The organism is Streptomyces sp. NPDC104307 (assembly GCF_055584045.1).
The window spans coordinates 226,534-248,876 of the sequence record NZ_JBVJMU010000005.1 but is presented as its reverse complement, the minus strand read 5'-3'; the positions used below and the strand labels follow the sequence as shown (position 1 = coordinate 248,876).

The 22,343-nt window shown below is 67.2% G+C and carries 19 protein-coding genes and 1 pseudogene; 10 read left to right on the top strand and 10 right to left on the bottom strand.

All coding sequences use genetic code 11. The features are described 5' to 3' along the window. The first annotated feature begins 48 nt into the window (after positions 1–48). The 8 genes and pseudogenes from ACZ601_RS16275 (at position 49) to ACZ601_RS16240 (ending at position 9,676) form a co-directional block, all read left to right on the top strand. A complete protein-coding gene (locus tag ACZ601_RS16275) occupies positions 49–891 on the top strand; it encodes an SGNH/GDSL hydrolase family protein (RefSeq protein WP_469538056.1) in 843 nt (280 codons plus the stop codon). Positions 892–1,516: 625 nt separating this feature from the next. Further along, on the top strand, positions 1,517–3,382 hold the full coding sequence (locus ACZ601_RS16270; protein ID WP_469538512.1) for an ABC transporter ATP-binding protein: 1,866 nt from the start codon (positions 1,517–1,519) through the stop codon (positions 3,380–3,382). Between the two features lie 177 nt (positions 3,383–3,559). Further along, positions 3,560–4,600 carry a GNAT family N-acetyltransferase gene (locus ACZ601_RS16265; protein WP_469538053.1) on the top strand — a complete coding sequence of 347 codons (1,041 nt, stop codon included), beginning with the start codon at positions 3,560–3,562 and terminating at the stop codon, positions 4,598–4,600. A gap of 106 nt (positions 4,601–4,706) precedes the next feature. Further along, positions 4,707–5,573 carry a class I SAM-dependent methyltransferase gene (locus tag ACZ601_RS16260; protein WP_469538050.1) on the top strand — a complete coding sequence of 289 codons (867 nt, stop codon included), beginning with the start codon at positions 4,707–4,709 and terminating at the stop codon, positions 5,571–5,573. Then, positions 5,501–5,968: a hypothetical protein gene (locus tag ACZ601_RS16255; protein ID WP_469538048.1), complete on the top strand. Its 468-nt coding sequence runs from the start codon at positions 5,501–5,503 to the stop codon at positions 5,966–5,968. The genes ACZ601_RS16260 and ACZ601_RS16255 overlap by 73 nt, the downstream gene beginning before the upstream one ends. After that, positions 5,965–6,366: pseudogene (locus ACZ601_RS16250) on the top strand (PIG-L deacetylase family protein); the annotation flags it as partial. The gene ACZ601_RS16255 and the pseudogene ACZ601_RS16250, both read left to right, overlap by 4 nt. A 202-nt stretch (positions 6,367–6,568) precedes the next feature. Next, positions 6,569–7,444 (top strand): glycosyltransferase family 32 protein, encoded by an 876-nt coding sequence (locus tag ACZ601_RS16245; protein ID WP_469538046.1) that lies wholly within the window; start codon positions 6,569–6,571, stop codon positions 7,442–7,444. A gap of 66 nt (positions 7,445–7,510) precedes the next feature. Beyond that, the gene (locus ACZ601_RS16240) at positions 7,511–9,676 is read left to right on the top strand and encodes a family 16 glycosylhydrolase (protein ID WP_469538043.1); all 2,166 of its coding nucleotides are present in this window, start codon (positions 7,511–7,513) and stop codon (positions 9,674–9,676) included. A gap of 206 nt (positions 9,677–9,882) precedes the next feature. Here ACZ601_RS16240 and ACZ601_RS16235 read toward each other — a convergent pair whose 3' ends face one another. Continuing rightward, on the bottom strand, positions 9,883–10,293 hold the full coding sequence (locus ACZ601_RS16235) for a hypothetical protein (RefSeq protein WP_469538040.1): 411 nt from the start codon (positions 10,291–10,293) through the stop codon (positions 9,883–9,885). Beyond that, positions 10,290–11,063, bottom strand: coding sequence for a hypothetical protein (locus tag ACZ601_RS16230; RefSeq protein WP_469538038.1), 774 nt, complete (start codon positions 11,061–11,063; stop codon positions 10,290–10,292). Before ACZ601_RS16230 ends, ACZ601_RS16235 begins: the two co-directional genes overlap by 4 nt. On the opposite strand from ACZ601_RS16230, the gene ACZ601_RS16225 reads away from it, so the two are divergent. Further along, positions 11,052–11,321 (top strand): hypothetical protein, encoded by a 270-nt coding sequence (locus ACZ601_RS16225; RefSeq protein ID WP_469538036.1) that lies wholly within the window; start codon positions 11,052–11,054, stop codon positions 11,319–11,321. The genes ACZ601_RS16230 and ACZ601_RS16225 overlap by 12 nt on opposite strands. Before the next feature lie 203 nt (positions 11,322–11,524). Here ACZ601_RS16225 and ACZ601_RS16220 read toward each other — a convergent pair whose 3' ends face one another. The 8 genes from ACZ601_RS16220 to ACZ601_RS16185 all read right to left on the bottom strand — a co-directional run bounded on the left by ACZ601_RS16220 (position 11,525) and on the right by ACZ601_RS16185 (position 21,852). Then, positions 11,525–12,433: a DUF5677 domain-containing protein gene (locus ACZ601_RS16220; protein ID WP_469538033.1), complete on the bottom strand. Its 909-nt coding sequence runs from the start codon at positions 12,431–12,433 to the stop codon at positions 11,525–11,527. 230 nt (positions 12,434–12,663) lie between these two features. Beyond that, positions 12,664–13,497 (bottom strand): hypothetical protein, encoded by an 834-nt coding sequence (locus ACZ601_RS16215; protein WP_469538032.1) that lies wholly within the window; start codon positions 13,495–13,497, stop codon positions 12,664–12,666. Next, a complete protein-coding gene (locus ACZ601_RS16210; protein ID WP_469538031.1) occupies positions 13,494–15,872 on the bottom strand; it encodes an XRE family transcriptional regulator in 2,379 nt (792 codons plus the stop codon). The genes ACZ601_RS16215 and ACZ601_RS16210 overlap by 4 nt, the downstream gene beginning before the upstream one ends. Then, positions 15,869–16,195, bottom strand: coding sequence for a helix-turn-helix domain-containing protein (locus tag ACZ601_RS16205; protein ID WP_469538030.1), 327 nt, complete (start codon positions 16,193–16,195; stop codon positions 15,869–15,871). Before ACZ601_RS16205 ends, ACZ601_RS16210 begins: the two co-directional genes overlap by 4 nt. Then, entirely contained in the window at positions 16,192–17,316 is a 1,125-nt protein-coding gene (locus ACZ601_RS16200; RefSeq protein ID WP_469538029.1) for a tyrosine-type recombinase/integrase, read from the bottom strand. Before ACZ601_RS16200 ends, ACZ601_RS16205 begins: the two co-directional genes overlap by 4 nt. A gap of 128 nt (positions 17,317–17,444) precedes the next feature. Next, positions 17,445–18,596, bottom strand: a complete 1,152-nt coding sequence (locus tag ACZ601_RS16195) for a hypothetical protein (protein WP_469538028.1) — start codon at positions 18,594–18,596, stop codon at positions 17,445–17,447. After that, positions 18,593–20,248 carry a hypothetical protein gene (locus ACZ601_RS16190; RefSeq protein ID WP_469538027.1) on the bottom strand — a complete coding sequence of 552 codons (1,656 nt, stop codon included), beginning with the start codon at positions 20,246–20,248 and terminating at the stop codon, positions 18,593–18,595. Before ACZ601_RS16190 ends, ACZ601_RS16195 begins: the two co-directional genes overlap by 4 nt. 74 nt (positions 20,249–20,322) lie before the next feature. Continuing rightward, positions 20,323–21,852 (bottom strand): site-specific integrase, encoded by a 1,530-nt coding sequence (locus tag ACZ601_RS16185; protein ID WP_469538026.1) that lies wholly within the window; start codon positions 21,850–21,852, stop codon positions 20,323–20,325. 251 nt (positions 21,853–22,103) lie between these two features. Between ACZ601_RS16185 and ACZ601_RS16180 the strand changes: the two genes are divergently transcribed. Beyond that, the gene (locus ACZ601_RS16180) at positions 22,104–22,319 is read left to right on the top strand and encodes a hypothetical protein (RefSeq protein ID WP_469538024.1); all 216 of its coding nucleotides are present in this window, start codon (positions 22,104–22,106) and stop codon (positions 22,317–22,319) included. Positions 22,320–22,343 lie beyond the last annotated feature (24 nt).

Sequence of the window (22,343 nt, the reverse complement as noted above, 5' to 3'; positions counted from 1 at the left end):
CCGCGCGCCGGGAAGGGGTGGGCGGCACCGCGATATCATCACATCGCCATGGAAATGAATGCTACCTACACCAGTCTCGTCGCGATCGGCGACTCGTTCACCGAGGGCATGTCGGACCGGCTGCCCGACGGTTCGTACCGGGGCTGGGCCGATGTCCTCGCCACCCGGCTCGCGGCCCGGACTCCCGGATTCCGGTACGCCAACCTCGCCGTGCGCGGGAAGCTCATCGGCCAGATCGTCGACGAGCAGGTGGACGTCGCCGCGGACCTGCGGGCGGACGTCGTGACGTTGGTCGGCGGCCTCAATGACACCCTGCGTCCCAAGTGCGACATGGGCATGGTCCGCGGGCGGCTGGAGGAGGCCGTGGAACGCCTCGCGCCGTCGTGCAAGAAGCTGGTGCTGATGCGCAGCCCGGGGCGCAACGGACCGGTGATGCAACGGTTCCGGCCCCGGATGGAGGAGCTGTTCTCCCTGGTCGACGATCTGGCCGCCCGGCATGGCGCGGAGGTCGTCGATCTGTACGGGGCACAGGCGCTGGGCGACCCCCGGATGTGGGACGTCGACCGGCTGCACCTGACCGCCGAGGGTCACCGCAGGGTGGCAGAGGCGGTGTGGCAGACCCTCGGCCTGCCCGCGGAGACGGACTGGCGGACGCCGCTGGCCGCCGCCGTCCCGCCGCACTGGGCCACCCGGCGCATCGACGATGTGCGCTTCGCGCGTGAGCACCTGTTTCCCTGGATAGGGCGGCGCCTGACCGGCCGCTCCTCGGGGGACGGACGTTCGGGGGCGCAGTTCAGCGCCGAGCATGGGCTGGCCTTCTGGGTGACCCCTGACGAGGCCGTCGCCCCGGGCCCGGTCGCCACGTGGCGCCGCGTGGACGCGGGCGAATAGCCGTACTCCGTCGGCCGTCCTCCGTCCCCCGCCTTGCCCGGCCCGGTCGGGCCGGACAAGGCGCGCCCGACGGCCACCACAGAGATCACCGAAGATCACTCCAGGGTCGTGCCTCATCCTCGCCACGGCCCGCTCAGCCATGCCGCCGCACCGGCGCCGCGGTCGGCATGGCAATCCCCCGGAAGGGTGACTGGCCGCATCGAACTGATTTCAGCGCCCGCTGCCGCGCCCCGCCCGCCCAATCCGCCCAATCAGAACGTGTGTTCACAAAATGAGCCGTGACGGAGCCCGATCCGGGGCGTTATTAGAGCACCAGTGCCACTTCGCCGCCCGGATGGAGCAACGTCATGAATCCCGCCCCCGCCCCCGTGCATCAGCCCTCTGGAATCGAACGGCGCCCTGCCGCCGCGACGATGCTCCGTATGGACGACACCCGCTGCTCATCACGTCCGGATACGGGGTGGGAGGCATGAGTGAGTCGACCGATGAATCGACCGGGAGCGTCCCGGGGCCGCGCCCCACCCCGCCCGACTCGGCAACAGGACACACGACGGCCACCGGGCCGGAACAGGCCACCGGGCCGGAACAGGCCACCGGGCCGGAGCAGGCCTCCGCCGTCCCGGAGATGCGGTACGTGGACCTGACGGGCAGCCGGGAAGCAGCCGGGCGGTCGATCCGGATGCGCGACATGGCCCGGCGCCTGCCCCAGCTGGTCCGGCGGTCCCTCGCTCTCGCCCACCGCGTCGACCGACGGGCCACCATCGGCCTTCTGCTGTGCCAGACGGCGGCAGGCGTGATGCAGGCGCTGGGCCTGATCGCGATCAGCGGCACCCTCACCGCACTGCTGACCAGCGGAGACGTCTACCACCGGCTCCTGCAGGCATGGCCGTCCGTGGCCCTGCTGGCCACCGCCTCCGGGGTACGGGCCCTGCTGGGGATCACCGTCAGCTGGCTCTCATCCCGGCTGAGCCCCCTCATGTCGCGCGAGGCCGAGCAGATGCTGCTCACCGGCTGCGCCACGGTGGAGCTCTCCGCCTACGACGACCCCGACTTCAACCGCGACCGGGAAGCGGCCGACCGCGGAGCGCAGGTCACCGGCGACCTGATCAACGAAGGTCAGGACCTGATCGCCTCGACCGCGTCCTTCCTCGCCGGTGCCGCCGTGCTCGCCGGGGTGAACTGGACGCTCCTCCCCCTCCTGGTCGCGGCCAGCCTGCCGCAGGCCCTCGCACAGGTCAGCGCCGCCCGGGTGCGCTACCTGGCGAACCTCCGCAGCAACGGCGACAACCGCATGCTGTCGGTCCTGCGCTGGCACATCTTCACCAGGGAGGCCGCGGACCAGATCCGGGCCGGCACGATGGCCGCCTTCCTTTCCGGCCGGTACCGGCAGACAGTCGCCCGGATCAACCGCGAGGACCGCACCGCTGCCGACAAGGGCGCCCGCATGTCGCTGCTCGGCGCGCTCTGCGGCGGCCTCGGATCTGCCGTCGTGTGGGCGGCGGTGGTGTGGCTGCTGGCCACCGGCCGCATCAGCGTCGGGCACGCCGGGACGGCCGTCTTCGCGCTGCAGACGGTGGGCCAGTCGGTGCGCGGGCTCGTCGCCGTCGGGGCCAGGGCCGTGCGCACGGGCCTGTACATGGACGACTGGTCACGGTTCCTCGACCTCGCCGGCGGGTACGCCATGCGCCGCGGCGAGCACCGGCCGGAACCGCCGGACGAGATCGAGATCAGGTCGGTCTCGCACCGCTACGCCGGAAAGGACCAGGACGCGCTGTCCGAGGTCTCGCTCACCCTGCGCCGCGGCGAGGTCACCGCACTGGTCGGCTTCAACGGCTCGGGAAAGTCGACCCTGTCGAAGCTGGTCAGCGGTCTGTACGTGCCTACGTGCGGGCAGGTGCTGTGGGACGGCGTCCCCACCGACGACGCCGATCCGCAGGCGCTGTGGCAGCAGGTGGCCCTGGTGCCGCAGGACTACGCGCACTGGCCGCTGACGGTGCGGGAGAACGTGACCCAGGGGCAGCCCACGGCCCGGGGCGACGCCGCGGTTCTCGAAGCGTGCGAGGCCGCCGACGCCGACGAGGTCATCGACAAGCTCGGCGCCGGCCTGGACACCCTTCTGGCCCGAGAGTGGCTGAACGGCGAGGAGCTGAGCGGCGGCCAGTGGCAGCGCATCGCCCTCGCACGGGCGTTCTTCCGCGAGGCCGGGCTCCTGGTCCTCGACGAGCCGACCGCCAACCTCGACCCGCGTGCCGAGTACCGGATCTTCCAGCGGCTACGGGACCTGGCCCGGGACCGGGTCGTACTGCTGGTGACCCACCGGATCACGAACGTGGCCGTCGCCGACCGGATCGTGGTCCTCGACGGGGGCAGGGTCGTGCAGGAGGGCACCTACAAGGTTCTTGCCGAACAAGACGGCCTGTTCAAGCAGTTGTTGTCCTACCAGGTCACCTCGGAGGCGAACGACGACACGCACGGGGCGACCCGCGCATGAGGGCGCCCGCAGCGCGGAACCGGGGCGGCGAGCGCGCAGGACCGCGTACGCGCCGTGGCGGGGTTCCCGGCGCCGCATGACCGCACCGTCCCGACGGCCGCCCCCGAAGGGCCGACGGGCTCCGACCCGGCCGCGCGCCGAGCGCCGCCCATCCCACTCGACGACAGGAGTTGTTCCATGAAGCGCGACCTCGCCCCCACCGCCACGGTGGGGCCGCAGGCCGGGACCGGGCGCCCGGCCACCCGCGCGGCCGGTCCCGCCGACGCCGAGGGCATCATCGGTCTGCGGTCCGAGTTCGTCCTCTCCGAGCCCCTCGACACGGAGTGGTCCGCGCTGTGCGGTACCCAGCTCGCCCGTCGCCTGTCCCCGGGAGGAGACGCCCGCGCCCAGGTCGCGCTGGCACCGGACGGGTCGGTCGTCTCCTGCGCGCTCGGCCTGATCCACCCGGTCCTCCCGGCGCCCGCCTACCCCAAGGGGCTGGCCGCGCGCGTGCACGTGGTGGCCACACGACCGGAGTTCCGGCGCCGCGGCCTCGCCAGGGAGGTGCTGTCCGCCCTCCTCGACCGGCTCCAGGCGGACGGGGGCACCCTCTTCGAACTGCACGCGAGCGAGGAGGCCGCACCGCTGTACCGGGACCTGGGATTCACGGCCGATCCCGCGCTGATGCGGATGACGCGGCTCGTGGGAGCGGCCGCCCGCGTCGAGCCGCCCGCCGGCCGTGTCCTGCTCCCACCGGAGGAGTACGCCTCTTCGGTCCCCAAGTCGACCGGATCGGCCTTCATCTTCTTCACCGACCAGGACAACCGCCCGGTGCAGTTGCGGGCCACCTACTCCGAGGCGCATCCCTGGCAGTTCCCCGGCGGCACGATGGATCACGGCGAGCGGCCTTGGCAGACGGCGCAGCGCGAATGCCGTGAGGAGACCGGCCTCGACGTGGCGGGGCCGCCCCGACTGCTCGCCTCGGTCTTCGGACCGCCCGGGGGCGACTGGCCGTACTCCACGACGGGATGCGTCTTCGACGGCGGTCGGCTCTCCGACGCGCAGATCCGGTCCATCGTCCTGGACCCGGACGAACATGACGCCGTGCGTGTCCTCACGTTGAAGGAATGGGAGCCGCTCATGCCCTCGCAGGACTTCGCCCGCCTGGACGCGGTGATGACGGCTCGGCTGACCGGCACGACCGCGTACTTCGACTCCTGGGGCTGGGGGAACAGCTGACCATCATGCCGCCGGGCGACCTGCGGGAGGCCGATGGCATGTGGGCCGCGGGCGCTCAGCGATCAGACGTCAGGAACCGTACGACGGTGAGGGGAGCGACACGTTGATGCAGGTCAGGAAGGAAGCCTGGCAGGAGCATTACGACGGCGGCCGGGGGTTTGATCCGCTGGGCGACGCAGAGCGGGCGTTGCTGGCTGAGCACGTCCCGGCTCCGGAGGGCGGACGGGCCCTCGACGCCGGATGCGGAACCGGGGAGCTTGCCGCGGCGCTGGCCGGCATGGGCTATCAGGTGGACGCGGTCGACTTCACCGAAGGCGCGCTCGTCCGGGCCCGATCGGAGCAGGCCGCGGTGTCCGGGGTGCGCTGGCTGCAGCTGGACCTGGAGCAATGCGGCCTGCCCGGCCTGCCCGGCCTGCCCGATGAGGGCGAGGCGGGATACGACCTGGTCACCCTCCGACTGAGCGTCGCCTTCTTGACCAACCGATCGTCCGTGCTGCGGGCTCTGGGGGCGCGGTTGCGGGAGGGCGGGGCGATCGTCGTCATCACACCGGTGGTGAAACACACCCCGCCGGAGAGGCGGCACATCGCCCTGGACGAGAACGAGCTCAGCTCGATCGCGGACGGTTTCGAGGAGGCCCTGAGGTTCGAGGCGGATGGACTGGCGGTGCTGGTGCTGCGCGGCGCGGACGGGTCGTTCACCGCGGTGGAGAAGGGACGGCCGAACCCGGAGGCGGTGGCGGGCGCTGCGGCCGTGGTCACCGACGCGGCCGGGCGGGTCCTGCTGGGCCGGCTGGCCGACGGGGCGGTCACGGTGGGTGGGAGAACGGTGACCCGGGTGAAGTCGGCGGTCTGGACGAGGCCCTGCGCGGGCCGCGCCACGAGCTTGCCACGGGACTCGTCGTGGCCGGCCCGTTCAATTTCGAGACGCTGCAGGTCTTCGCGGCGAGCACCCTGGCCGGGTTCTGCCGGCTGACCGTCCCGGACGGGTCCGAGCTCGTCGCCCAGCGTGACGCGGCAGCGGTCGTGGCCGACGGCTCGCTCGCCTACCTGACCCATATCAAGGTCCGTGATGCGCCTGAACCAGCCGGTTCCCGCACCGAGTTCTACATCCACGCGTACGGGCCGGCCGGACCGGAGCTGGCGCGGCGGTTCGCCCTGTGCGTGCGCACGTGGGACCGGGACGTGCGCGCGAGCGGCTACCCCTCCATGAGCGTCCACCCGGCCGGAACCCCGGACGACCACCTGCCACCCGGCGACGTGCTCGAAAAACCGGCCTCGCGACTGGTTCTCGGCTGGCCCGGCCGTGGCGCCCGGGTCACCGGGCCGGACGCTCCGTCCGAAACCGTCGCCGTGGGAAGGCGCACATGACGAACCCGGTCAACGGGCCCTCCGGCGGTGGCACGAACCGGCTCGCCCCCTCACTGATGGGCGTGTTCGCCCACCCCGACGACGAGTCCCTGCTGGCCGGCGGTGTGCTCGCACGGAGCTCCGCCGACGGTGCCCGCACGGCGGTCGTCACCACCACGTGGGCGCCGGACAGTCCCCGCGCGGCTGAACTCAGCGACGCCCTGCGTGCGCTCGGCGCCGGCGAGCCGCGCATGCTCGGCCACGCCGATGCCCGCGACCCGGCGTCCGCCCCCGGTCGGGCCCGGCTCGTCGATGTACCGCTCGACGAGGCCGTCGGCCATGTCGTGTACCACTTGAGGGAGTTCCGTCCCGATGTCGTGGTCACGCACGACGTGCTCGGGCAGCTGACCGGCTTCCCTGTCAAGTCCATGTGTTCAGAGCTCAACGCTTGTAGTGAGGGCAGGGTCAGCGCTATGAGTCGCCCGACAGCGCAACGTAACCGTCTTTCCTTCGTCCTCTTCTCACTACCATTAAGAACAGAACACAAAAGGCAAGGGGAGATTCCGTGGCCCGGAGCGATGGATTCAAGATCAACAGGCTGAGCTTCCGGCGGGGGGCCCGATGACCGTGCCCACGCCGCCTGGGCTGTACGGCCAGCCGGAGGCGGTCGGGGAGCGCACACTCACCGCGCAGGACATCGAAGAGGACCACACATACAGGTCCCAATACCTTCGGCATCTCACCGGCATGCTGTCCAAGCCCACGGCAGCAGCACCTGCCGACCCCATTCCCCGCGTGATCGTCCAGTTCTGGGACGACTCCGCACACATCCCCGCCGATGTCCAGGAGTGCATGACGAGCTGGACGGTGCTGGAAGACCAGGGCTTTCGGCGAGAGATCTACGACGACGACTCGGCGCGCAAGCTCATCAACTTGCTGTTCGGTGAGGCGCATACAGCAGCCTTCGACTCTTGTTCTCACCCGGCGATGCGCAGCGACTACCTCCGGCTGTGCTACCTCGCCCGAAACGGCGGCTTCTACGTCGATGCGGACGACGTTTATCAGGGCACCGACTGGACCTCTCTGTTCCGCGACTCGCGGCTGCGACTGCAGGCGCTGTGCTACGACACCGCCACCGACACCATGGTGGACCCGCAGCAGGCCATGACAGCCGACGGCTACAGAGGCACGTTCATCCACTACGTCAACAACAACCCGATCATCGCGCCTGCCGGGCATCCCGTCGTCGTTGCGGCGCTTCAAGCATCCACGGCCGCGCTCCTCGCTCACACCGGCGGTCCCCTGGACATCCAGTCCTTGACGGGGCCAGGCAACCTCACCGTCGCACTCGCCCGACATGCGCTTCACCGGGAGCGGTTCGGACAATCGATCGACGTCGAAATCCTCCTCGCCTGGGACACCGTAGCCGTGAGCCGGTGGCCGCTCAGCTACCGCAGTGACGAGCGCAATTGGCGCCTATGGAGCCAGCAGCACTGACCACTGGACCGGACACGTGGCCCAGCAGCAGACCATTCGAACAACAGAGGCAGTGTCTCCCCGCCCATGAACATCAGTTCCCTGCACGGCCTGCCCATTTCCCTGTGGGCCCACGCACGCTACCGCACCAGGCGCCTTTCAACTCGCCGGCGGAGCACCGCGTTCTCGTCCCACCATGCGGCCACGGCGATCGAGCGCATTTACGTGATCAACCTCGACCGCGCTCAAGAGCGGTGGACCATGGTCAACCGTGAACTAAGTCGGCTCCGTGACGCGGCTGGCCACCCGCTGCACACCCTTGCCAGACGCTTCCCGGCCGTCGACGCCCGTTACCTACAGGATTCACCTCCGCCGGAATTCCTTGAGCCCACCTACACACTGGCCGAGCAACTCCTGGTCGACCCGCATCCTCGCCTCGACATCGACGACGCCGCACGCGCCACCCGCATCGACATGACGCCGCAAGAGATCGCGGTAGCCCTCTCACACATCCACGTCTGGCAGCTCATTGCCACCAGCGACGCTCCCTACACCTTGGTACTTGAAGACGATGCGTACGTCACCCGGACATGTATGTCCGTGCTCGAGCACGCCTGGAGCGACATACAGGCAAGCTCCGATGCTGGCCACCCCGTCGATCTCCTCTACCTCTCGTACCAAGAGACCGGTGAGGAAGCAGACCCTCGACGCCAAAGAAAGCCTCAACTGCGGCGCCCTACTAGGGGAGTTTGGCAGCTATCTGGCTACGTGCTCTCCCAAGCTGGAGCGCGCAAGCTACTTGACCAGCTGCCGGCCCACGGCCCCATCGACCTGTGGATCAACCAGCAGTTCAGCCACCTCAATGTACAGATGACGCACCGCCCCATTATTGAGCAGCGACCAGGCATCGCCTCGAGCAACTCCTACTCCGTCATGCCGGTCCTGGCGAAAGTGGGCGCCATCCGGCGCGAAGCGCCCCAATCCCTCCAGCACCGCCCGACACGGGACCCGATCTTGGTTATTGGCGAGCCCGGAACTGGTCTGTCCACTCTTGCCAAGGCACTCTCCGTCCTCGGATTCCGCTGCGTCAGTGATCTGACCACTTTGCCCGCCGACGAAACCCAGGCGCTCGTCCGCGGTAGTCGGAGCCGCGTATTCGATGCATATGTCAATATCGGCTCCCTGACTCCGCGCGAGGTCGCACGTATCGTTTCCGCGAATCGGGTGCGCCTCATCATGACGACCACGTCCACGACGGCGGCGAAGCCACCGTCCCCGTTCCAGGAAGCATGGGATCAACAACGACCCGAACGACGACTCATGCTCCCGGCCGACGACCCCGACCCCTGGCAGACACTCGCCCGATTCCTCGCATGCGACTACCCCACCCACCCCTGGCCAAGCCAGCCCGAGCAGGGCCAGCGGAGTGTCGCGCCCCGCTCACAGAGTGACGCGAGCGCTTCCGGACACCCTCTGGCCTGGGACACCAGCCCCTGGATCATTCAACGCGCGGGGTGGTCGGGCATCATGCCGAAAATGTCAGCCCCACAGGACAGCGCTCTTCAGGCCAGCCAGAATGCGGCCACGTGGCACGAGGGCACCCAGCTTGAGGACAGGTACTGGTACCTCCGGGAGGACACCTTTCCCAGCAACAGAGCCCTCTTCCGGCCCGGCAATGCAACCCTGCCGCCGCGCGGACCCGCCACGCTCACGCTCCGAGAGGAGGTGAGTAAAGTCCGCGACCTCACGGGGGCCGCCATAGCCAGCCGCCCATCTTTCACCTACGGCACCTTCAGTGCTCGCCTGCGCGCCCCCTCCGGATCAGGCCTGGTGACAGGTTTGTTTCTCCACCGCAACGGTCCTCGCCAGGAGATCGACATCGAGATCCTCGGCCAAGACACGACTCGCATGCTCGTCAACGTCTTCTATAACCCCGGCATCCCCGGCACGAAGCTGGAGTATGGCTACCGAGGCACGCCTGCGGTCATCGACCTCGGCTTCGACGCGTCGAAGGAGTTTCACCACTACGAGATCGACTGGCAGCCCGACTGCATCCGGTGGCGGGTGGACGGGGCCACTGTGTACGAGCGGGTGTTGTGGGACCCGACACCGGTCCCCGACCAGCCTCTGGAGTTCAACGTGAACCTGTGGAGCAGCGAGTCCACCGAGTTCGCCGGCCCCCTCGAGAGAGAGGCCCTCCCGGCTGTGCTGGAGATCAGTTCACTCGAGGCCCGTGGCCTGCCCCAAGCATGAAAGGGGCAAGCGGACTTCCGCATATACGCAGGTTGCCGGACGGAACACAGGGATGGCGGCAGTAACGGGGGCGCAGAGGCATGGCTGTGGCATGCGGTCCCCTGTCAAATCTTGTGTTCAGCTTCCTTGGTTTGCTCGAAAGGACCCTGGAACGAAGCGAGGCCGCCGCAGCGTGATGCCTGCGGCGGCCGCGGTAGTCGAGGAGCTCAGGTAGTTGGCGGGCGGAATGGGATGACGTTGTCAGCGGCCGGGGTGCGCTGCGATGGGATATCCGCCCTTTGGGTGAGAACAGCGCTGGCAAGGGTCAAGCGAGTCACCAGATCGCGAAGTTCTTTGAGCTCGGTGTTCTGGTTCGCGATGGTCTTCTTGAGCTTGGCGATGGTCGCCCGCAGCTGCTTCTCCGTCTCCGGGACCTGCTTGGTCTCCGTGCGGACGCGCTCTTCGAACTCGTTCTTCAGGTCTGCGTGCCGCTTGTAGAGAGCCATGCGGTGGACGCCGGCCTCGGCGGCGAGCGCGGCGGCGGTGAGGCTGCCGTTGGAAGCGGTGGCCTTGCCAGCCAGAAGCCGGTCCATCGCCTGGCGGATGAAGCTGCGTTCGTCCTGGTTCTGCTGGTTCACTTCAGAACCTCGGCGGTCTGGGCGGTGGCGTCATGGGCATCGGCCATCTCGCGGAAGTTGTCGGCATTACGACGCAGCCGGTTGGCGAGCTTCTCCGGGAGGAGGCTGGCCTTGAGATCGATCTCGTCGGCTTTTTCCCGCATCTGCTGTGCGTGGGCCTCGGTGCGGACGGCGTTGCCGCAACCTTGCTGGCAGGCGTACTGCCTCGGCGCGGTCGCTCCCGGATCAGGTTCGCAGAGCGCGTTGTCCCTCTTGAACGCGCAGATCAGAAAGGCATCCGGGTTGTCGTAAAGCACAACGCCGTCCCGAGCGAGGAACCTGGCGGCCTTCTTCGCGAACGTCGTGGGGACGATCCGGCCCTCGAACCGCGGCGTCATCGCAGCAGCGGTCAACGCCCGGCGAGCGGCCGGGCCGGAGACCTTCTCCCCAGCAACCACACGGTCGCGCAGGCGGGCGGCAGTATCAGCGGCCGCCAGGGCCGTCTCGATATCGAGGACAGAGTGGATGCCACCGCGGCTTCGGGAGCCGTAACCGCTCGAGGTCCGGGCGTCCAAGATGGTGCGCAGGTGTCCGTACTGGATCGCGAGGGCGACCAGTCCTCCGGGCTGTCGGGCGATGTGCCAGGCGAGGGTCCTTCTGAACCGGGACATGCCGAGCGCGCCGTGGGGATCCTGGGGGATGGACTGGTCCGACAGCCCTTGCACTTGGGCCTCCCGGTTCACCCACACGATGAAGTCCTCGATCCGAAGGTTCAGGGCGTGTTTCTTCAACGCTCCATGGCGGCCTCGTCGCCCCAGGAAGTCGTGATGGGTGGCGCTGAACAGCAGCTCACCGTGGGGAACAATGCGTTCGAGGATTCGGATCGCCCGGACGACAGGGGTGATCGCAACCCAGGGGACAGCGCGTTGTTCACCGGCGGAGACATGGTTGCCGTCGTCATCGGTGACGTTCTTGAAGTGACGGCTGCGGATCAGGTGGCGCTGGACGGTGCCATCCGAAGCAGGCTGCGGGTCAGGACAGCAGCCTGACCGCAGGGCTGCGACTACTGGCGGGAGGGGGTTATTCCGACCGTGCGCTATTCCCTCGCCGCGCGCCGACGCGAGGTGCGAGCATGAGGAGCTGTGCGCCTCAGCTACCGCCAACTTGACAGCCAGCCTGCCGACCGGTCCCAGTTCTGCCCAGTCCGGACGAGACTGGGACCGGCGATCGCAGCACTGCTCGCGTTCCGTAGTCAGCGCAACGGCCCCTCGGGAGTCAGGTTCCATTCATGAGCGTGGACGAGCGGAACCTTTCCCAATGCAAGTAGGCGATTCAGTACAGGTTCAGTATCAGAAAAGCTCAAGCTATCGTCACCGCTAACGCCAGCACTCTCCCAGAAGGGCGAAGTGGCGTCCCAGGACTCCACATGAAGCCGCCAGAGCTGGTCAAGCGCGAACGATGCAAGATGCGATCGAAACTCCGGCTTATTAGTAGTCATTCTGCCGGAGGGGTGGCCCCAGCCTCGCCGCATAATTTCGCCAGCAGAAAAGTGCAGCGCTCGACTGGTAGCAGCATGGAGATAATCGTAAAGCTCCTTCTTTCCTGCTCGCTCGGCAATCCAGTCGGTGGCAGGAAGGATACCTCCCGACCACTTGTAGCGCTTCTGTATACCTTTCAGGCTTGATCGAACTTCGTCTCGCTTGATCTCTGCGGCATCAAGAAATCCTTCCGGATACCAGAGCTCCTTCATGACGTCATCGCCGACATAGGCGCGTTGGGCCAGCAGCGACCGCGTCGCGTCCCAGTTCCCCAGCAGCAGAAAGAGCTCCTGTGAATCTTCAAGCGGCAGCGACCCAAAGAAGCCAAGGTACAAGACATCTTCAAGCGATGCGCGAACAAATGAAACGGCGAGATGCCCTAGGTCCTGCCGTGCGAGAATCGTTGCGGCCTTCATGCTTTCGATCTGATGGCGAAGGCATGCGTTTACGGCGAGGCGGCGATAGTCGGCCATCGCCTCTGACCACTTGAGGTCGCCGACGTCAAGCAGTCGATTGGCCAGTTCGATAAACTCCTCGGTTACCTCAATTCGTCGCATGAGATTCTCGCCGCCACCTGCCAAGTCATCAGCGGCGCCGCTAGTTTCATCTTTCGCGTGTGACATTTCGCCGACCTATCACTTCGTTGTTACTGGCGGGATGGGGTTATTCCAACCGTGCGCTATTCCTGAGACTTGAGACGACTCAGCCGGTGTTGACACCAGCTCGGCCCGGCGGCCAGGCGTGGGGGACGTCTCCGGCTCGCGTGCCAACCAGACTCGCCCTGTCGAGAACTCACCAGGGGAACGGGGCCAGGCGCCACAGGGTGGTGATGAGCTCTCTCGTGGACAGGCCATCAGCGCTCGTCGAGGCTACGCGGATGGTTCTCAGAATCAGTCAGGCGAACTGTCTCGTTGATCTTCTCGTTCCCCCCGAGAGTCTTCCCGAGTTCAGCCAAGGTCTCATTACCGAGAAACAATGGATTCGCCTCAAGCGCCTTGAAGATGGTCGCAATTCGCTGAGGCGTAAGCTCATCAACTGCGAATTTCAGGTCAACGAAACCACCATCGTCTTCAATGTCGGCATTGGATACTATCCTTACCTGCTCCTCGCTAAATTCCTTAGCCAGCAGAGCCAGCAGAAGACGCAATTGCGCTTCTGCGCTACTCATGCTGGTTCTATCACCATCGAGTGCGGCAACCACCTCTCGCGAGGAATCTACGACTGTAGCCTCAATCACAGTCGACGCTTCGACAGCGGCGGGTCGACTGCCGGTCTCGCGGGTTCCAGCAGGCATGTTCCGCCGAGAAAATTTGGTTCGGCGAGCCCTAATCGCCAGCAGCTCCCGATCTTCCCACCACCTCTTAACGAGCGGCGTTAGCGCAAAAGCGACATCGGCGATAATTTGAGCGAGAAGATCAGAGATCGCCTCAGCGAATTCGTCGCGCTCCTGTGTTCGTGAAGCCGACGTGTACTCGTTGTCCGTTAGTGGATCTGTTTCGTTCTCTGCGTCGGGAAAGAAGTCACCATGGCCCGTGAGGCGTCCTTGGCTGTTGTAGAGGTTGTGATGGAGACCGCCTTTCTTTGTTTTCCCAGGGCTCAGGTTTTCAGGATACTCAAGGCGACCTGGAATGCTAACCATGCGCGGCGTTTCGTTCTTCTCGGGTTCACGTTCTGGTCGCTCTGTCATGCCCTGTTATTCCTCTCTTGCAGTTTTTCAGTGTGGGCTTCGGCGCGTGCGGCGAGGTATTCGGCCCAGTCGCGCCGGGCGTAGGCGACCCAGCGGAGTGCGGTGTGGCGGTGCATGCCGGTCACGTCGGCGAGGATCGGGCTGGGGAGGTCAGCAGCGAGGGCGGCCAGCGCCGCGTTGCGGGCGGTGCGAACCGGGATGCCGTGCCGGTTGAGTTTCTGGGTCATGCTGTGTGTGGAGATCGGCTTTCCGGGGACCATGCCCGGGAAGAGCCATTGAGGGCCTGGGTGTACTCGCGAGAGCTGGGGCCGCAGTTGAGGTTGTTCGGCGAGGTGCCGAAGGAGCTCGGCGAGTCGTGGAGGCAGCAGGACGGGGTGTCGGCCCAGAACCAGGTGGGCGTGCTTGTCACCGAACTTGAGGTGCTCGGGTGTCAGATGGCAGAGGCGTTCGGTGGACGGGCCGAACAGGAGGGTGATCGCGCCGGCGGCGCGGACGTCCGTAGGCAGGGCATCGTCGGTCAGGCAGCGCTGGAGGAGTGGCCATCGGTCGTCCTCGTCGAGCAGGTTCTGGGGCTCCTGGCTCGGGATGGAGGGGACAGTCAGCTCGCGGGTGAGTCGACGGCTCGTGGTCCATTTCAGGAAGTATCGGATTAGGTAGCGGCGTTGGCTGGTGGCTCCGGTGATCCAGTCGTCGATGTGCTCTTGGGCGAGGTCTGCGAGGACCAGGTCGCGTTGATCCATCCAGGCCAGGAAGTCCAGGGCGACGCTGACACGGCGCCGCAGGTCGCGGTCGGCGGAGGCGGGACGGTGGCGGATTGCGGCTCGTTGGCGTGCTCGCCGAAGCAGGAACCAGTGCAGGAACGGGCGGGCAAGCTTGGCGTGCGCGTCCGGCTTGTCCGCGAGCTCGTGCTCCAGCCAGCCGGGGATGCGTTCGAGGTCCTCATGACGCTCGGCCAACACGCCAGTGTGTACCAGGAGTTGCCGGATGTAGCGCTGGTTCCGGCTGGGTGGGAGCTCGTCCAGCAACTCGTGGCTCAGGGGCTGGCCGTCTGCCGCGAGCCGGGCGAGGAGCCTGGTGTTCGGGCTCTCCTTGATCCACTGGATGGCGGGGAACGGCGAGGGGAGGGACGCCAGCGCGGACGCGAGCGGTTCCAGCTGCGGAACGACGGTGCCGTCCGGCCCGGCCAGCAGGGCGTTGACCCGCTCGGCGAGGACGCAGTGAGCGCATCGGCCGCGGCTGTGGGGGTTGCCGGCCCGGCCGCACTGCTTGCAGGTGTAGTCGGCGGCGAAGCCGACGCAGGGGCCGCAGACGCCAGCGCCGTCGTTGTCCCGCGCGATCAGTGGCTGGACCGTGCCGCAGCGAGGGCACTCGGCCGGTGACCGAAGCACGGCTGTGTAGCAGGTCATGCAGACCGGCCCGATCGGCCATCGGGTGTTGACGGGCTTGGTCTGACTGCAGCGGGCGCACGGCTCACCGGTGCGGTGTCGCTGGTAGCAGGTGGCGCAGAGCGGCTGGCCCTGTTGATCACGGCTGGTGCAGGGGCGGACCCGGCTGCAGATTGAGCAGGTCGCCTCGGGGCCCTGGTAGCAGCCGTCGCAGAGGTCCGGCTGGCCGTCGCGCGCGTTGCGGGCGATGCGCTTGAGCTTTCCGCACCGGCCGCAGAGCCGCCGGGGCCGGCGATGACGGTTGTAGCAGAGGTGGCAGAGTGCGCCGTCGTCGTCAACGAGGGCGGCCGCCGCGGACTTCCCACAGCTGACGCAGGTGTGTATCGGGCGTTTCCAGCACTTCATGCACAGCCCTCGGCCGTCGTCCCGTCGCACCACCGGGTGTCGGAGCTGACCGCAGCCGGCGCACTCCTCGAACGTGGCGGGGTCCGCGCGGTAGCAGCGATGGCAGATCGGTCCCTCCGGGCGCCGGGCAGTGACGCGCTGGCCGTCACGGTGGCACCGTGCGCAAGTTTCGCGGTTGCGGCTTCGGGCGTCGCACGAACCGCAGACCCGACCTTCGGGCCGGAGTTGACGCAGGTCAGACCGGATCTTGCCGCAGTGCGCGCATCCGGGTCGAACGACCGGCTGGCCAGCTTCATGCAGCACCTCGGCCAGCCGCAGCAGAACCGGTGGGCAGAGAGAACTGCCCGAGGTCAAGGCATCGGGGTGAGCTGTCATGTGATCGGCCAGCTCCTCCAGGAACCGAGCGGCGCCGCGGACGGGAATCGGCACCGCCGCCTCCAACACCGCGTTCGCCTCGGCGGTGCTGAGCGTCGGCAGAACCGTGGTGACCTGGACAACGGCAGCGTTCGTGGCGGCTTTCAACCGAGCCGCCTGTGCGGCAAGACGGGCGACGACCGACGGAGCGGTCGGCGAAGGCGCGGTCACAGGCCCTCCGGTCGCCGGATCGAGGTCCGGCGCACGGCCGGCAGCGACCCGGGTGCCTCGCCGCCGGCGGTCTTGCGTACCTCTTCGTTGACGACCTGGATCTCGATGAGGTCGTTGGGCTGGCAGTCGAGGATGTCGCACAGAGCCGCGAGGGTGTCCATCGACATCCGCTGCGGCGGCTGCGTGACCAGGCGGAAGACCTGCTCGCGCGAGAGGGTGACACCCCGTTCGGCCAGCAGTGGCACCAGGTCGGTGGTCTGGAACATCTCCCGGTCGGCCATGAGCTTGCGCAGATTCCAGCGGTAGCCCATCTTCTTCATCACTTCGCGTCCTCCCAGATGCCGGGGTATCGCTGGCCCAACTTCTTGTGCACCAGCCGGTTGCGGTACTCGTCCGAGACGCCGGTGTAGAGGGCCGTCGTGCTGGCATAGCCGTGACCGGCCTGGTCCTGGATGAACCGTTCCGGGTAATCAAATTCGGTCAAATGTGTGATATAGGAATGCCTCAGGCAGTGCAATTCGAGTTCTTCGGGCAGGCCGGCAGCCTGCTTGGCGGCCTGGAAGGCTTCGTTCGCCGACCGGCGTGACAGGCGCCCGCAGCGTTCGGTGACCCAGATCGCGGGGTGCTTGCCGACGTTGAAGCGGGGTCGGACCTCGGTCAGGTAGTGGTCGAGGTCGTCGACGATCCAGTCCATCTCGGGGACAGTGAAGATGGTGCGGCGCTTGGGCGGGCTGCCCTTGGACGACTTGCCCCAGCGTACGAACACCGCTCCGTGGCGCTTGTACTGCGGGGCCTTCGGGTTGAGCCGCAGGTCGGCGAGGTCGAGGCCGACGTTCTCCCGGCGCCGCATGCCGTAGGCGTAGTAGGTCTTGAGCAGGGCGGAATCGCGCATCGCGGTCAACGCGCCCTTGCGTCCGCGCTTTCGGATCTCCTCGACCCGTCCGTCGGCGGCGTCGAACAGGTCCTGGATCTCGTCGTAGGTCAGTGGCCTGCGGCTCGGGTCGCCCTCGTACTCGCTGACGTGGGTGACGGTGTTCCACTCGTGCAGGATCTGGACCGGCACCTCACCGAAGCGCTCCTGGCAGACGGACATCCAGCCGTAGCGCGGATCGGTGATGAACTCGCAGAACAGCCGCAGGTGGTTCTGGTAGTTGCGACCGCTCGACACCGTGAACGTCGGAGTCTTCGTGCGCAGATGGTCGATGAACGCCTCAAACTCCGCCGGCTGCCACTGCCACGGGTACTGGTTGGAGAACTCGGCGAACCGGCGGACCAGCGACAGCCGCGGCTTGATGGTCCCGTCCCACTTCAGGAAACGGGCTCGCTGCTGCTTGGTCCACCCCTCCAGCATGGCCTCGAACACGGCAGGCGCGGGGTCCATGTAGGAGATCCCGTCCACGAGCATCAGGTGTGCCGCACCTGCCAAATCGGCCGCTTTCGCCACTCCAACCTCCGTTGCGTTAGACGCATCATTGTTGGGGTGACTTCGATGAAGCGCAAGAGCCGCTGGTAGATTGCCTGCGCAGTGCGAGAGGATGGCCAAGCAGAGGCCCATCACCTGCTGATTCACGATTACCTGGACCCTGCGGAGTGCTGCATCAGATGCAACTCCGCCTCGTTTTCCTGCGGACGCATTCCCGTCAAATATAGGCATATCACCAAGGCTGCAGTTCCGAGATGCCGCATCAACTCGGCGGCTTCGTGGTAGTCAAGGGATTCGCGCCAGGGGCTTCCCTTGATGCGACCGGTGACCGGTACTTGCATGGGGCAGGGGCCAGGCCGTTGGGCGGCGAGCGAGGTGAGCCCGTGCCGAACATTCAGCTGGTCGACCTGGGCGAGGCTAGCGCCGGTTGTGCCGGCGAGGTAGGCGCGAGCGAGTTTGTGGGTTCCCTGCCTTCCCATGGCGGGCAGCTGGGCCCCTGCGCGCAGAAGTGGCAGCACCAGAGCCTCCAGTTCGACTCGCCCAGAGAGCGTTGTCCGGTTTGTGGTGGCGAGAGATCGCAGGCGACAGTGTTCAGCCCACCCGGCCAGGATGTCGTCGGCGAAGTCTTCGACCATGCGGATGGCCCATACCAGCAGTGGTCCGATGACCTGGGGATCGAGCGGCTCGGTCGAGTTCTCGGTCCCGGCACTGGCGGTGTCGGCAGGGGGAAGGAAGTCGTCGGCGCCCTCGGCGTCCCACGGGGGACGGGCGATTCCGGCAGGACGTGCGCTGAGCTGGTCGAACAGCCACAGGTCTGTCAGCCGCCCCAGGATTTTCTCGGCTTCCGTCCGGCTGCATCTGTCCGTCCAGCGCTGGGCAATGTACCGCCGCCATGCGTCGGTGTCGCATTGAGCGAGATCTGTGATCCCATGCGTGTGAAGCCAGCGGGCCAGCCGCATCCATTCACGGCAGGTGACCTGAAGCACGCCGGCGGAGCGGCGAGCTCGGGCCCGTGCACCGCGGGTCTGCAGATACGTGGATCTCAGGCGTCCGTTGATCATGGTCCAGGCGGCGAGTTTCACCTGACCGTGGAGGTCTCGGGGGCATTTCTCCCAGTTGATCGCGGTGAGGTCTACTCCGGGGTTGTCGATGAGCGGTGCCAGCGGCCAGAGCGCGTCCCGGAAACGCGCGTTGTGGTGCGAATTGCCGGGCCGAATCCACTGAGGAAGCACCACCGGTGTGTCGCCCGTGGGCAGGGGCAAGGTGTAGGGGTCGTCCTGGTGGGCGAGGGCGCTGGTCATGGAGCGAGGTTCCCTTCCAGCAGGAGATCAATGACGAGGTGGTCGTCCTCGTCGACCTGGCCGAGGGCGGCACTCCAGGACGCCGGGCCCAACTTGCTGCGCAGGTCGTCCAGTCGGAGCAGGTGATCTTGCCAATGCTTGTTCCAGGAGTCCTCGGGCAGTGCGGATCGCAGGCTGAGGAGGCGTTGGTGTAGATGGGCCAGACGAGGGTGGTGGCCAGGGTGAACGTGAGCGTTGGGACAGGCCAGACAGAGTAGGTAGTCCGCCCCGCAGTCGCCGTCCGCGGCCGGCCAGGGACTGGCCGCCGCGTCCTCGCAGTCGGCCGTTGCCGTTTCTTGGTGCCCGGGCACTCGCTGTGTACTCAGGCGGCCCCTGAAAACGACGTCCCGGGCCTGTTCGAGGGCCTCGGCCGCTCCGTCTGCGATGACGCTCTGGGCGGCTCGTTGGACGTGCTTGTCCGGCAGGACGTAGACGCTTTCGTGTGTCCCCTGCGTCTGCTGCAACGGACGGCCTTCGCGAGTCACCGTCGTCCTGCGCGTCCGCTGGAACGGCGATCCGCCCAGTTGGTGTGCCCGCGCCCACCGCTTGCCGTCGGTTCCCGAGACGCCGAAGGCGAGCGGACCGACCGGCATAGGGCGGTCCAGGTTCTCGTGCTCCTGACCGATCCGGCCTGTGCGGGCGACCATCAGCAGATCAGTGCCTGGGGCCAGGCGGGCGGCCAGATGACGTCCGTGCTCGGTCGCTTCCAGGGCCTGGGTGATCAGTCGCCCGCGAGAGTCGGCCCCGGAGTCGGTGATGTTCTCCGTTGAGTACCAACGTCCGCCGCCACGGCGGCGCTTCTCGATCTGGATCTGGTAGGTCTTGGCTGCTGTCTCTGCCACTGCGGGCGCAGTGGTGGGCGTGGGCATGCGGTCATAGACGGACAGATTCCATCCGAACCTGTCCGTAAGGAGGACGGCCAGCGCCGTCAGCTCGCTGCGGGTGAGGAACAGCCGCCCCCAGGTGACCTCGGGCCTCCTCCCGCCCAGGAGACGGTGGTTCCTCATGAAGGCTTTGCCCTGCGGGCCGACTTTGCGAGGGACGTCACCAGTGCGGGCGACTTCGTCGAGGATCTGGCCAAGACGCCACTCACGGCTACCTTCGTCAAGCGTGCCGGACCGCCACTGATGCAGCAGCTCAGAGTTCTCCCGAATCCGTAGCAGGGCCGCCCGGAACTGCTTCTGCGCGGCCAGCCGCACGCGTTCTCGGTCCTCCTCGTCGTAAGACTGCTTGCTCGGACTGGAACTGGGAATGCGCCGGGCAAGCTCCTCGGCCACCGGTCCGTCAGCCAGTCGCGGATCCCGCCAGAGCAGGGCACGGACGAGCTGCAGCGCGTTCCGCCCCGCACTGGAACCGATGTGCTGCGTGCGCCAACGCTTAAGCATGGCCGCAGTCAAGCCGTCCAAGTCCGACGACGGGTTCTCCAGCTCGGACAGGAACCGCGCGAACAGGTGCAGCTTTTTCCACGTACTCTCCGCCGTTCCGTGGCTCGTCCACCGGACGGACTGGGCGGCGAAAAGGGCAGCCAGGGACTGCTGCATCGGCGCGGCCACGGCCAACTGCGCGAAGTCGAACTCCTTTGCGTGGCCCGCTTTGTTCAGTACGGTCACCACCAGTGTGCCTTGAGCCAGCGGGGCCTCGGCGCGGTGCCCAGATGGCGGCCGGGCAGCACGACGCCCGCGGGGGCTCACGGAGCCGCCTCGAGGAGGCTGTCAATATCCTGGATACCCTGCGTCTCCCGAGCGAGGCGCGCGAAGACGTCGTCCAGACTCTCGACGTCTTGGCCGTCGGCAGTGGTCTCCGCGGCCGCCAGGATGGACTCCAGCTGCAGGTGCGACACGGGTGCGAGATAGTGCCGCTTCGTGGTCTCCACGTCGGAGTGACCGAGGAGGGTCTTCACCAACCACCACGGATCGCCGAACAGCATGGCGAAGTCACGCAGGTCCCCTTTCGTCAGACCGTACCGGGACTCGAACAGCTCGTTCAACAGGATCAGCATGTAGAGCGCCATGGAATGCCTGGCGGCATGCGGGGTGGCGTACGGGCTCTTGCCGCGGACGTTCGCCAGCCGGAACCTCCGGTCGACCTTCCGTTCCTCCTCGTTGAGCAGGACATCTTCGCAGCGCAGGTTCGCGTTCCTGAACACGCCGTTCCAGCGTTCCGGTTCCATGGGCAGGCCCTGCTCAGTCAGCCACAGCCAGGCCGGCTCCGGCCCGTCCGGCCCTTCCAGAAACAACCACCGTCGCTCGCGCCAGCCCAAGAGACTCAGCTCCTGCCCGCCGACGACGCCGTTGGCATCCACCCATTCCACCTTCGGCTTGATCCCGCGTGTCACGCTCGTGACCAGCAGCATCGTCGCCAGTCGGTCGTAGCAGCCCGCAGCCTGGGCCCGCTGAACGGCCCAGGCCCGCTCCGACTGGACATACGCCTCGACCTGGCCGACAGCGTCCACAGACGCGTAGAACGTGCGAGTGTTCTTCGCCCTCGTCACCGCGCCCGCGATACGGCCATGGAGGTAGCGGCCGTGCCGCAGCTGCTGGGTCGGCAACTCGAACGTCAGCAGCGAACCGCCCTCCTGCCGACGCAGGCCCGAGCTCAGCAGAAGCTGCACGAAGCTGGTGTTGCGGATCTCCGTCCGCGACTCCCACCCGGGCGCCGCAACCCCGGCCCGGGTGTGGCCGCGCAGCCCGACGTCCGACCACAGGCCCCATGTCCGCGGCGTCAGCCACGACACCCGCGCACTGACCGAGTCTGCGGCCCGGTCCTCTCGCCGAGACACGTCTACCGGCAGAGGATAGACCTTGCCCCACTTGAACAGCTTGGTGAACGCCGCCGCCTCACGGTTCCACTTCGTACCACCGACCCGTTGGGGGTTCTCCTGAGCTCGGCACCGCCAGTCACGGAAGTCCACGAGATCCTGCTCGGTCGCCCGCTGCCACGACACCCCGCGCGAAGACAGGAAGTCAAGAAGAATGCGAATATCCGTCGCGTAATTTCGCTTGGATTCCCGTTCCAGGTTCCGGAACTCCTTCGAACGGACAAAATCCAGCAGGCCCGAATCAACCATGCCGTCCGGTCGCACGAATACAGGGTCCCCCGGCATCAACCGAATCTGGGATACCGCCGTCGGCAGGTCCTGTACCCCCAGCACGCCACCTACTGGGAGCGTCCCCCACCGCTCTGGATCCGGTACCCGCACCACATGCCACGTACTCAACCTGCGCCTCCCCTGGTGCCTGAACACGCTCAATCATCAGGGAAACCGGGCACCCGGACCACCGCCGCACCCACCAGGTCACCCTCCTCGCCGTCGAAGCCGCAGGAGTCGGGCCGCTCTATCCTGAAGCGGGGCCTCCCTGGCAGCCTCGCGCCCTGTACGCGGCCACCCACCCCGACAGCGGCATCGGCGAACTCGGGCCCCTGTTGACGGGGGTCGGCAAAACCCTGCTCAGCGTCCCGGACGCGTATGTGAGCACGACCGTCGACGTGACCCCGTGGGCCGCGGCCAAATGGCGCGCGATCCTTGCCCATCGGATCGAAGCCGCCCGCGAACGGTCTCTGCCCGGCATCCTCGCCCGTCAGCTGGCGGAGTCCCGCCTCAAGATCATCCGGACCGAGTACTTCACACGCCTCACGCCCGGCCCCGTACCGGACTATCCCCACCGACTGCCCGGCCCCGGCTGACGCCTGCCCGCCGCTCCGCTTCTT